11 protein-coding genes are annotated in these 12863 nt (G+C 40.2%); all 11 read right to left on the reverse strand.

Annotation, left to right across the window (positions count from 1 at the left end; genetic code table 11):
* Positions 1–4 precede the first annotated feature (4 nt).
* A complete protein-coding gene (locus IQ244_RS01055; RefSeq protein WP_193889203.1) occupies positions 5–478 on the reverse strand; it encodes a TspO/MBR family protein in 474 nt (157 codons plus the stop codon).
* A gap of 90 nt (positions 479–568) precedes the next feature.
* Positions 569–1042, reverse strand: coding sequence for a TspO/MBR family protein (locus IQ244_RS01060; RefSeq protein ID WP_193889204.1), 474 nt, complete (start codon positions 1040–1042; stop codon positions 569–571).
* A 209-nt stretch (positions 1043–1251) separates the two neighbouring features.
* Positions 1252–2190: a DUF6174 domain-containing protein gene (locus IQ244_RS32290; RefSeq protein WP_228058657.1), complete on the reverse strand. Its 939-nt coding sequence runs from the start codon at positions 2188–2190 to the stop codon at positions 1252–1254.
* A 203-nt stretch (positions 2191–2393) separates the two neighbouring features.
* Positions 2394–3680: a hypothetical protein gene (locus IQ244_RS01070; protein WP_193889205.1), complete on the reverse strand. Its 1287-nt coding sequence runs from the start codon at positions 3678–3680 to the stop codon at positions 2394–2396.
* Positions 3681–4024: 344 nt separating this feature from the next.
* A complete protein-coding gene (locus IQ244_RS32295) occupies positions 4025–4555 on the reverse strand; it encodes a hypothetical protein (protein ID WP_228058658.1) in 531 nt (176 codons plus the stop codon).
* Between the two features lie 476 nt (positions 4556–5031).
* On the reverse strand, positions 5032–6096 hold the full coding sequence (aroF, locus tag IQ244_RS01080) for a 3-deoxy-7-phosphoheptulonate synthase (protein WP_193889207.1): 1065 nt from the start codon (positions 6094–6096) through the stop codon (positions 5032–5034).
* Positions 6097–6111: 15 nt separating this feature from the next.
* Positions 6112–7194 carry an anthranilate phosphoribosyltransferase gene (gene trpD / locus IQ244_RS01085; RefSeq protein ID WP_193889208.1) on the reverse strand — a complete coding sequence of 361 codons (1083 nt, stop codon included), beginning with the start codon at positions 7192–7194 and terminating at the stop codon, positions 6112–6114.
* Between the two features lie 6 nt (positions 7195–7200).
* The gene (trpB, locus tag IQ244_RS01090) at positions 7201–8430 is read right to left on the reverse strand and encodes a tryptophan synthase subunit beta (RefSeq protein ID WP_193889209.1); all 1230 of its coding nucleotides are present in this window, start codon (positions 8428–8430) and stop codon (positions 7201–7203) included.
* Positions 8431–8591: 161 nt separating this feature from the next.
* The gene (gene trpA, locus IQ244_RS01095) at positions 8592–9410 is read right to left on the reverse strand and encodes a tryptophan synthase subunit alpha (RefSeq protein WP_193889210.1); all 819 of its coding nucleotides are present in this window, start codon (positions 9408–9410) and stop codon (positions 8592–8594) included.
* A gap of 116 nt (positions 9411–9526) precedes the next feature.
* Complete coding sequence (gene trpC, locus IQ244_RS01100) at positions 9527–10363, reverse strand: indole-3-glycerol phosphate synthase TrpC (protein ID WP_193889211.1); 837 nt, start codon at positions 10361–10363, stop codon at positions 9527–9529.
* Between the two features lie 64 nt (positions 10364–10427).
* Positions 10428–12629 (reverse strand): anthranilate synthase, encoded by a 2202-nt coding sequence (locus tag IQ244_RS01105; RefSeq protein ID WP_193889212.1) that lies wholly within the window; start codon positions 12627–12629, stop codon positions 10428–10430.
* Between the last annotated feature and the right edge of the window lie 234 nt (positions 12630–12863).

Below are 12863 nucleotides of genomic sequence, written 5' to 3' on the forward strand. Positions count from 1 at the left end.
TTAATTACGCATCTTCAGGATTAATTTCTTTTAATTCGTCTGTAGTTAATGTGCCAATTGGACTCCAGACCAGATAGGGTATCAGTAATATAGTTGCTATTGGTGAAATTGGCAGAACACATACAGCCAAAACTATAGCTGAAATCATCCCGGCTAACCCCAGAGTTTCGCCAACTTTCAGACTGCGTAACCTGAGCATCACTGGGATGTAGGCAATGGTGATGATTTCTACAAACAGGTATAAACCCATAAGAAACCAGGTAACAAGGCTTCCAGGGTTTTTTTGCCAAACAATGTTAGCAGAAATCGCACCACAAATAAAAATTGCCGTCCAGATGAAGGGAATAAGCGGTTCAAAAACTAGCCATTGTGGGCGGCTTAAACGGGCGAACCATTTCACATCACGGGGGGTGATGAAAAAACTCCCAAAAGCAATCAAGAAAGTTATCGCCCCAATAATTGCACCAGATGAAATCATACCCTTACCCTTTTCCTTATGTTTTGTCAAGTTATACACTGTCAGTTTGACAATATAAGGAATGGGTGAAATCAATCGCAGGTTTGATACTTAAGCATCTTGAGGATTGAGACTGCTCATCTGCCAAGTGGTATAAGTACCAATAGGACTCCACAGTAAAAAGGGTAATAATAACAATACTGCCCAACCAGAGACTGGTAAAACAGCAAGAGTTAATATGAGTCCAATAATAAAACCTGTACCGCCAATAATTGTGCCTGCTTGGAGACTACGCAACCGACACATCACAGGCGTATAGGCAATAATAGCAATTTCTAAAATTAAATATAAAATCATCAACAACCAAGTGGATTTGGTTCCTGGGTTAGTTTCCCAGACAATATAAGCTGACCAAGCACCACAAATAAAAATAAGAGTCCAGATAATAGGAATTGCTGCTTCAAAAGTTAGCCATCTCGGTCTTTGTAAGCGCCTGAACCACTGGCGATCGCTAGGCGGACTTAAATTAGCACTCAACGCGACCAATATTGCTACGCCACCAATTACCATCCATGATTTAATCATGCCTTTATTCCTTGTAATTTCTGCATATCGCTGAGATATCACTATTTATAGTGTGATTTTGTCAATCTAGTTACTCAATACTCATCATCCCTGAGTCTGAGAACCTGATTTTAGTAGGAGATATTTCAGTTTATACAGGCTTGATAGACAAATAAAAGGGGGTACAACTAACTGTACACCCTTACAGATGATCTATTTTTTGTCAGACCTTACTTCAATGGTTCGAGATTGCTAATTGTGAGAAATAATTCTTCATCAGCAACTTGTTGGTTGTAATCAATATTAATTTGTGTTGGATAGCCAAGCTGAGGATCATATTTGACGGTGAGACTAGATGCTTTTCTGGTAATCGCGTCGTCAATTATCCCGAACAGTTTAGGAATTGTATTATATTGTTGGAATAATTCTGCATCAACTGGTTCATTGTTGTTGACAGCAGTAATAGAAGCAACTTGACCATTACGGACTGTAATCACTACTGGTTGGGTAGCCTTGGGTAAACAAAAACAACTCCTGCTAAATGTAAAGCGATAATTAGCCAGCCTTTGCTGATTCCATAACTGGCGGTTAACTTTTAGCTGAGTCGAATTGGAATCATTTGGATTTGGTGTTGGTTCATTTTTTGCACCAATCCACCGCTGAGAATTCACAACAGCATCTATTTTATTTTCCAAGGCTGTGAGTGCTTGAGGTGCATTGGGTGAACCGAGATAATGATTCACAGTTTTCTGATGTTTCCCGATAGTAAGAGAAGTAATTGCTGAAGGCAAATCTGTAGGGCCGCCTTGATAGTTGTTGGGTAAAGAGAAATAATTGACTTTATTAAATTCTGCAACTAATCTATTTACTGCTTGTGGACTGATTTTTGCAGTTCGCTTACCGACAACTTTAACAAAACGCTCCCCTTCGTAGACAACTCTACCATCAGGAAATATGGTGATTTTATAAATTGGACAAGCACCAAAACAAGCTGTTCTTTGCAAAGTAATAATACCTGAACGTAGCTTTTTAGTATTTTTATTTAAGATTTGTTGAGTGGTAGCTTGTGCAGTGAGTTGTGGTAACTGTACTGTAGATTGCGCGAATACTTGTGCATTCAAAATTAAAGATACAAGTAATCCTGTACCTATGACGATAGGTGATCGCATATAATTTCCTGATAAACTAATGAATTAGTCTAATAGACAGCACTAATTACAAAAAGTTTCCGATGCTGGCTTATACACCCCACATCAGCAGGTAAGTCTCAATGTGAGTACAATAACTTATTACAATCCTTTTTGACTGATAAAAATCGAGAGACTTAGATACTCGATTTGTTTGAGAAATTAGGTATCTTGTTATTCAAGAGTTATTTAGAACTACTAGATAAAGCTCTCTGTTTTTTTGCTAACACTTTTTGTTTGAATTTAGAAAATAACAATAATAAAAAACCTGATACTATTAGTGGCACTGAAGCTGAAGGTTCTGGCACAGGGTGAAAATTTTGTCCCGGCTGATAAGGTAGTTCATCAAATGGAATATTCCTGAATAGATTGGTGAAAAACTGCTCAAGTTGATTGGATATAGTAATGTTATCTTCACCAGTCACTCTAGAAAGAATCAGTCTGTTAAAAGTCTGGGCTTCTAAACTATCAAAATTACCAGTTAAGGGATTAAATTCTTGCCCAAACGCTCCTACAAGAGAGTTTATTAAACTATCAACATCACTTGGAGTTCCTTGAAAAAGAGAACTTAAACTTTCGGCATCATCACCAATACCAATTATTGTATTGTTGCTATCTATTAGCAAATTACCATTACCTACAATTATATTGCCGCTGGTGAAAACTAAGTTACCATTACCTACAATTATGTTGTTAGTACCAAAATCCCAATTACCATTACCCAGAGTTTTATTTTCGCTACCAAATTGCCAGTTACCATTACCAACTGTTGTATTATTGCTTCCTTCATCCCAATGCCAGTTGCCATTACCAACTGTTGTATTATCGCTACCAAAATTCCAATTGCCATTACCAACGGTTTGATTATCTTGTCCAAATTGCCAATTACCATTACCTAAAGTGGCATTATTATTACCATCGTCCCAATGCCAGTTACCATTACCAATTATTGTATTGTTAACGCCGAATTTCCAATTACCATTGCCAATTGTGGTGTTATTACTACTGAAGTTCCAATTGCCATTACCAATAGTGGCGCTGTCATTACCATAATTTGAGTTGAAATTACCAATAGTTGCGTTGTTAGTACCAAAATTTCTGTTGCCATTACCAACAGGTGCGTTATTCGCATTAAAAGGTGGCGTACCCAACTTTGATAAATTTCCGCCACCACTAAATTGAGGTATTCTACCACTTGTAAAAGGGGTATTAGTACCATCAAAAAAATTCTCACCTAAAACTAACTTCAAGCGATTAAAAATTAATTGCTCAAACCGACTACCACCATCGCTAGCAAAAGGGTTGATTCCTCCAGGAAGGGTACTAGAACTGGTAAAAGGATTGTTAACGCCTTCAGGTATGTATTGACCAATATTTGAGAGATTATCAAAAGGCGATCGCTGAGGCAGACTGCCATTATTGCCAGTAAAGGGATTACCTGCACCAAAAGGATTGACAGCAGATTCTTCCATCAGCGTTAATCTCCTATTTTTACTTCAAGTATTGTTTAGAACAGCAAAAAATTAAAATTTAAGTTATTTCTTTTTAAGATTTTTTACTAGCTTATTGATCTTGTGTATTCTTAATCATGTCTTCAATAAAGTTATGATATGTTCAACTAATAAGCAATGATTTATTTTTTGATTTGCATAACATTTTTTTGCTTTTTATTTTTAGGTCAATGTTAAAAATATGAGAATAGGCTTATAACAATACTCAAAAATAAAAAATTAAACCGTAGTTAAACACAGCTATATCAGTGTTGATTATCTGTGTTGAACTGCGGTTTTTTGCAGAGTTCTAATAACTATCAATATTAAGCAAAAGGATTGTCACCACCTGCAAAGGGATTGCTACCACTTGCAAAAGGATTGTCACCACCTGCAAAAGGATTGTCACCACCTGCAAAGGGATTGTCACCACTTGCAAAGGGATTGCTACCACTTGCAAAGGGATTGCTACCACCTGCAAAAGGATTTTCACCACCAGTTGAAGGAGCGCCACCACCTGCAAAAGGATTTCCACCACCAGTTAAAGGATCACTGCTACCTTGATTAATATTCGCCCAAGGATTGACACCGCCAGTCAAAGGGCCACCAGGAGCATTTGGGTTGCCAAAGTTAGCAAAGGGATTACCACTATAAGGAGCGCCACCACCAGTATTTGGATTACCACCATTACCAAATGGATTATCACCACCATCAGTAGATCTACTGAAAGCTTCAATAATGTCGTTTGGTTCTACACCGGGGATGTCTAGCAATGCCCCAAATGGTGATTGTCGAAGCAGAGCCTCAAGCTCGCTGCTAGAAGGGTTATTGCTACCGCCGTTATTTGAATCTGCCATGAGAAAATATCCTCCTAGATTTCGGATGTAAATTTTGTTAGTACCGATAAAATCAAGAAACAAAAAAACTACAAAAGACTAAGTTTTGTCTCTTGCTTTTTGCTAAATCTAGTTAGCGTTCTTTGCAGAAGTAAGCGAATATTTATTGTGATATTTAGCCGCTTGATAACTAACAAATATTATTTATATTCATCAAGCTAGAATAAATATCTATCCAGATATATGTTAAGTATTTATTACAGTTAATACAATGATAAATATTTTGGTTTTTGATAAAAAATATAATATTTTTAGCTAAATCAAGATTAAATTCAATACACATAAAACAAAAAAGGCACATAATTATGGCTGTGATATTATGCGCCAATTTTTGGTTAAATTTAAATTGCCCCTAATCATAAAAGTGTAGGGCAATTAACAGTAAATTTTAGAAAAATCGAGTCCTCCATTGTTCTTGTTTTAGGCAAAAAAGAATATTAAACAGTAGCAAGCAAAGCTGGTATAGTCCAACGTCCAACAACTTTACCAATTACTGACATTTCTTTTGCTAAGTAGTCAAATTCTTCGGGTGTTAAAGATTGTGGCCCATCAGATAAAGCTCTAGCTGGATTGGGGTGAACTTCAATCATTAAAGCATCAGTACCAGCAGCGATCGCAGCAAAAGTCATCGCAGGTACATATTCAGATTTACCTGTACCATGACTGGGGTCAATCATGATGGGTAAATGAGTAAGCGATCGCAACACGGGAATGACAGATAAATCTAAGGTATTGCGGGCATATTTACTATCAAAGGTTCTAATCCCCCGCTCACACAAAATTACATTGGGATTTCCCGCAGCCAGGATGTATTCTGCTGCCATTAACCACTCGTCAATTGTGGCTGACATTCCTCGTTTGAGCAGAACAGGTTTATCTTGTGCGCCTACTTTTTTCAACAACGCGAAGTTTTGCATATTTCGCGCCCCGATTTGGATAACATCAGCGACTCTTGCTAATGCTGGTAAATCAGCAGCATCCATCAGTTCTGTAATGATACCCAACCCTGTGGCTTCACGAGCAGCTGCTAACAAATCTAAGGCACTTTCACCATAGCCTTGAAAAGCATAAGGTGAGGTGCGAGGTTTGTAGGCTCCACCACGCAGAAACTTGGCTCCAGCCGCCTTTACCCGCTTGGCTGTTTCAACAATCATTTCCTCATTCTCAACAGAACAAGGCCCAGCTACCACTACTATCGGATGCTGTTCGCCAATATAGACATCACCGTTAGGAGTGGGGACAATAACTTCACTGGCTTCTCCATAACGAAATTCTCGACTTACCCGCTTGAAAGGTTTTTCCACACGCAATACTTGCTCAATCCAAGGGCTGAACTCTTGGATTTGCCCCCGATCAAGTGTAGAAGTATCACCAATCATCCCCAGGATGACTTTATGTTCGCCGATACTTTTTTCGACTGTGACTCCCCAAGTATCTCTCAAACCTTCGCTGATGCGAGTAATTTCGTCAGTAGGTGTACCGTTTTTTAGGACTACAATCATTTTCGTTTTCCTTAATTAGTGCAAAAATTCAGCAAGTTGTTCCAACTTTGTCCAAGCAGCGCCACTTTGCAGAACTTCTTTAGCTAATGCAATACCTTTGACGCAACCTTCTAAAATGTCTGTTGTGCCTGCAATTGCTTCACCAACTTGCAGCGCTAAGGCTGTATTTAAAGCGACAACATCCTGTTGTGCTGGAGTGCCTTTTCCTTGGAGTACAGCCTTTAATATTTCTGCGTTCTCTTGAACATCGCTACCACGTAATGCTTCGGTCGGTGCATGACTTAAACCGAGTTCTTGCGGATTGAGCGTCAGACAGTGGACTTTTCCTGCTTGCAGCACAGCCAAATCAGTCACATCAGCCAAACCTGCTTCGTCTAATCTTTCTCTGCCGTGGAGTGCAATCGCTTGTCTGCATCCCAATTGTGATAAGGCTTGGGCGATTTCTTCAATCAACAGTGGGTCATTCACACCAATAATTTGCCCTGTTGGACGCATGGGATTTACCAAAGGCCCAAGCAAGTTAAAAATAGTCCTTACTTTGAGAGTTTTGCGTAAATCAGCAACCGCCTTGAGTGCTGGATGCCAGCCAGGAGCAAACAAAAAGGTAATACCAACTTCATCAACTGCCGCTTTTACCTTCTCTGGGTGAGCGTTGAGATTTATCCCCAAAGCTTCCAAAACATCAGCAGAACCAGCCTTGCTGGAGGCAGAACGATTACCATGTTTAGCAACTTTTACTCCAGCCGCAGCAGCCACAAAGGCCACAGCAGTAGAAATATTAAAAGTGGAGGCACCATCTCCCCCAGTACCGCAAGTATCGATTAGGGGAGTTGGGGAGTTGAGAGTGGGGTAAGAAGATTGGGATTGCAAAACACTAGCCATACCTACTAGTTCTTCTGCGGAGACACCTTTAGTTTGAATTGCGGCTAAAATGGCTCCTGAAAGAACGGAGGGAATAGTATCTGTTAACCAACCGTGCATTAAATTTGTAGCTTGGTCAACTGTTAGTGATTGCCGTTTCAGTAGTTGTTGCAATAAAGCAGACCAGTCAGAAGTAACAGAGATTTTGTCTGCTGGATGTTGAGTGATGGCTACCATATTCGATTAATGATTGAGGACTTTAGCGACAGTTTGGACATCCTTATCGCCTCTACCAGAGCAGTTGATCACAATGCGCGGGTTGCCATCTAACTGCGGACAGAGAGTTTCTAAATAGGCGATCGCATGAGAAGTTTCTAATGCTGGAATAATCCCTTCTAGTTGCGAAAGTCTCTGAAATGCTTCTAACGCTTGCTGATCAGTCACACTGTAATATTCAGCGCGACCCAGATCCTTCAAATAACTATGCTCAGGCCCAACACCGGGATAATCTAATCCCGCACTAATCGAATGAGCTTCGATAACTTGACCATCATCATCTTGGAGAATGTAGCTCATCGCACCGTGCAGAACTCCCACCCTACCTAATGTGAGCGTTGCAGCGTGTTTGTCTGTATTCACACCTTCTCCAGCTGCTTCTACACCAATAAAACGCACAGAAGGTTCATTCACAAACTCATGAAACAATCCGATCGCATTGGAACCGCCACCCACGCAAGCCAAAAGAATATCTGGTAGTCCGCCCCATTTCTCTTGCGCCTGTACGCGAGTTTCTTTCCCAATAATGGCGTGGAAATCACGCACCAACATCGGATAAGGATGAGGGCCAGCTACAGAACCCAAGATGTAATGTGTTGTTTCAACATTCGTCACCCAATCTCGAATAGCTTCCGAAGTAGCATCTTTGAGAGTGCCAGTACCTGCTTCCACAGGCCGCACTTCCGCACCCATCAACTTCATCCGGAACACATTCAGGGCTTGGCGTTCCATATCATGGATGCCCATGTAGATTACGCATTCCAAGCCAAACCGCGCACAAACAGTAGCAGTTGCTACACCATGCTGACCTGCACCTGTCTCAGCAATAATTCGCTGTTTACCCATACGTTTGGCTAACAATACCTGAGCCAAAGCATTATTAATTTTGTGAGCGCCTGTATGATTTAAATCTTCCCTTTTTAAGTAAATTTGCGCCCCAGTGCCATCAGGTCTGGCGTAGTGTGCGGTCAGACGTTCTGCAAAATATAATGGGCTAGGTCTTCCTACATAATCGCGGAGTAAATTTTGTAACTCTGTTTGGAAGTTAGCATCATGACGATACTTTTCAATAGCTGCTTCCAATTCACTTAAGGCAGGCATTAAGGTTTCAGGTACATATTTACCGCCGAATTTTCCAAATCTGCCTAAAGAATCAGGTTGTGCAAATGTATTCTTGATATCTGGAGTGCTGACCACAGTCTAAAATCCTCTCTCATTCAAAACTTTGCCTTTTCTCCTTTGTGTCCTTTGCGTCCTTTGCGGTTCGTTTTAAAATCTATCTCACGCAAAGACGCAGAAGCAAGGCAGCGAGCGCGTTGCGGGGGTTCCCCTCGTTGGAGCAACTGCCGCGCCAAGATTTATTTAGCTAAACCGACTGGTTGTAAAGATATTGCTGATTTGAGTTCTCGACACAGTTGTTCTACTGCTTGTAGTCCTTGAGTTGGACTACCTTCTGCGAGGCGTTTGACGAAGGCGCTACCGACAATGACTGCATCTGCGCCCCATTCTTTAACTTGATGTGCTTGTTCTGGTGCTGAAATGCCAAAGCCGACACCAATGGGTTTGTCAGTGACGTTGCGTAAGTCTGTGAGTAAGTGTTGCACGCGGTTTTGGATTTGAGACCGCATTCCGGTAACGCCTGTCACACTGACGAGGTAGATAAAGCCTTGAGATTGACGAGCGATCGCATCAATCCTATCTTGAGAACTAGTAGGGGCTACGAGTAAAATCACTTCAATGCCAAAAGATGCGGCAGTTTGAATTAATTCTGCTGCTTCTTCTAATGGTAAGTCTGGTACTACTAAACCTCGCACTCCAACATCAGCAATTAAGGCTAAAAACGACTTAATACCCCGATGCAAAATTGGATTGTAGTAAGTAAATAAAATGATGGGTGCTTTTAAACTAGGAATTACATCTCGTAGTATTTCTAGCACTTGCTCTAATTTGGTTCCTTTGTTCAAAGCACGAGTAGCTGCTGCTTGAATTACAGGCCCATCTGCCAAGGGATCAGAATAAGGAATACCCAACTCGATGAAGTCAGCACCATTGCGATCTAAAATGCGTAAAGCGTCGGCAGTAGTTTCTAAATCTGGGTCGCCAGCTGTAATGAAGGGAATTAAGGCGCATTGTTGGCGCTGGCGTAAAGATTGAAATTTATTAGAGATAGTAGTCATAGTAATTCGTAATTTGTAGTTCGTAATTCGTAATTTTTGCAAGAAAAGGTTAAGGGAGAAAGGAAAGAATTAATTCTTTATCTTTCCCCTCGACCCAACTTCTGCAAAGAGTTGATTTAAAATTGGTGAGTTTTTCCTAATAAAATTTGTACAGCTTGTTCTACATCATTTTGTTTAACTAAAGATTCACCAACCAAAACGGCTCTAGCACCAACTTCAGCGACAAAAGATAAATCAGCAGGTGTATAAATACCAGATTCGCTGACGAAGGTGATACGAAAACTTTGTAACTGTTGCTGTCGCTGTGTTAAAAGTTGCTTTGTTGTGTCTAAATTAACCGTAAAATCTTCGAGGTTGCGGTTGTTAATACCGACTAAACGTAGGTTATCTAGTTGTAAAACTCGATCTAGTTCAGCTAAGGTATGAACTTCTACTAAGGCATTCATACCCAAGTCATGAATGATTTGTAAAAAGCTTTTTAGTTCTTCGTCTGAAAGAATGGCGGCAATTAATAAGACTGCATCTGCACCTGCTGTCCGTGCTAGATAAATTTGATAAGGGTCAATGATGAACTCTTTGCAGAGTAGAGGTAATGTAACTTGCTGACGCACTAACCGCAAGTTATTAAAACTACCTTGAAAAAACTTTTCATCAGAGAGAACCGATAGACAAGCCGCACCACCTTTTTGATATGACTGGGCGATCGCTACTGGATCAAAGTCTGCTCTAATAATCCCACGACTTGGTGATGCTTTTTTGACTTCGGCAATTAAACTAGGATGATGAGCATTTTCTTGTAAGGCTTTCAAGAAATCTCGCACAGGCGGCGCAGCACTTAACTGATTTTGTACAGCAGTTAAAGGCAATTCCTGCTGCATTTGTGCGACTTCTTGCTGTTTATGCCAAACAATTTCTTCAAGGATATATCGAGGCGAGACAACTTGTTTAGTCATAAATATTCTTTGCGCCTTTGCGTGAGGTAAATTAATCACCGGATTTAGTAATAACAAATGACTATTAACCAATAACCACTGACTCTTTTGTTTGCGTATATGTCCGCACTACGTTTTTAATAATTGCCATACCAACTTCACCAGCCAAAGTCATGATTGATTCTGGATGAAACTGTACCGCTGCAATAGGAAGCGTTTGATGTTCAATACCCATGATTACTTCGTCATCAGAAATCGCTGTTACTTTAAGTTCTTTTGGTAAACGTTGGGGTAGGGCAAACAATGAATGGTATCTACCAACAGTAAAAGATTCTGGTAAACCTTGGAACATCACAGAATCAGACGCAGTGACGAAAACTCGTGAAGATTTACCATGTTGGGGATAGTTAAGTACTCCCAGTTCTCCGCCAAAAGCCTCTACAATACCTTGCAATCCTAGACACACACCAAATATAGGTATTTGATGATGGACGCAAGCAGCAACAGTCTCTGGAACTTTAAAATCATGCGGTCTACCAGGGCCAGGAGATAAGACAACCAAATCTGGGCGTTCTGTATCGAACAGAGATTCAGGAAAACCATGACGGAGTGTGGTGACGCTTGCACCTGTAGAACGAATGTAATTAGCGAGTGTATGAACAAATGAATCTTCGTAGTCAATGAGTAAGATGCGTTTCCCTGGTTCAACATTCGGAACGCATTTGCTCAAGTTTGTAGTAATGCACTCGTCAATTTTTTCGTCTTTTTGTTTAGCACGACGAATTGTTTCAAATAACGCCGCACCTTTGGTGATGGTTTCTTGTTCTTCGGCTTGTGGTACAGAATCATACAAAAGAGTTGCACCAACTCGCACTTCCGCAATTGAGTCTTGCAAGCGGATGGTTCGCAGAATTAATCCGGTGTTTAAATTACCGTTGAAATTCAAATATCCAACTGCACCACCATACCAACGTCGGGCGCTGCGTTCGTGCTGTTCGATAAATTGAATTGCTGCTCGTTTAGGTGCGCCTGTGACAGTGACAGCCCAAGTGTGACTCAAAAAAGCATCTAAAGTATCAAACTCTGGCCGCAATATACCCTCGACATGATCAACTGTATGGATGAGGTGGCTGTACAATTCAATTTGACGACGACCAATAACTCGTACTGAACCAGGTTCGCAGATGCGGGACTTATCATTACGGTCTACGTCAGTACACATGGTCAACTCAGCTTCATCTTTGGGAGAGTTGAGTAAGGAGCGAATTTGTATAGCATCATCTAAAGCATCTTGTCCCCTGGTAATTGTGCCACTAATCGGACAAGTTTCTACACGCCGACCTTCCACACGGACAAACATTTCTGGCGATGCACCAATAAGGTATTCACCACCAAGATTAAAAATAAAACCGTAAGGACTGGGATTAATTTTTTTGAGAGTTTCAAATAGGTTGCTTGGTTGTTCTTCGCAAGCTGTGAAAAAGTTCTGGCTGGGAACTACTTCAAATAAATCACCTCGACGGAAATAATCGAGAGCAAATTCAACTTGCTTGGCATATTCGCCAATTTGATGGTCAGCATTTTTTGTAGGAGTTAATCGTTGACCTCGATAATCAACGGATTCACCTGTGCGTGGCAAATTATAAGTGCTACCGTGGGCTGTGATAAAGTCATACTCTATGCGAAACGCTTGTTGCTGATAGTAGTCAACAACTATCAATTCGTCAGGTAAATATAGAACTAAATCTCGCTGATCTGTAGGACGTTCTAAACATTGAGAAATTGGTTCAAACTGAAATACTAAGTCGTAACCAAATGCACCATACAATCCTAAATGTTCATCTTCTTGACTATAAAATGTACGCAGAATTTCGCGGATAACGGTAAACGTTGAAGGTTGCTTACTGCGTTCTTCTTCTGTAAAACATTGTGCTGTAGATTTAACTAATCCGGTAATGCTGTTCTGGTTTTTAGCAATGTGATGAAGTTCTGGTATTTTAGATAAGCGTTCAAACAATAATTCCAGGAGAATTTTACCGCGATCGTTTAGTGCTGTCAGAGTAAAAGTATTCTCTCTTGTAGTTAATTCTAATGGTGGATTAATGAATCCGATTGCCCATCGCTTATATCTTCCTGGATATTCATAGCTGCTAGTTAACAAGCCTCCGCGCTGAGAATTGAGGTAGAACAGAATTTCTTCAATGGCAGTATCCATCTTAACTTCTGTAATTGCACGAGAGACGCGCACGTTATCCAAGGTTGTATAGGAATGGGATTCAGTAATCATAAATAAATTATTTAGAGTTTTAAGAACTAACTTGGAACGATGAGAAAATTATGCAACTAGAATATCTATTGATGTGTTTGTCAGATATTTTGTAGATAGAAAAACCTAAGATTCTTTATTTAGCCTACTCAAAATAAACTAGCTAATGAATGAATAATTTTTCGCATAAGATAACATTTTATTTGTGATTAATATTATTTTGTTTGGATGAATACAAAATTAATATTTTTTGAT

The sequence above is a fragment of the Nostoc sp. LEGE 06077 genome, assembly GCF_015207705.1.
GTDB lineage: Bacteria > Cyanobacteriota > Cyanobacteriia > Cyanobacteriales > Nostocaceae > Nostoc_B.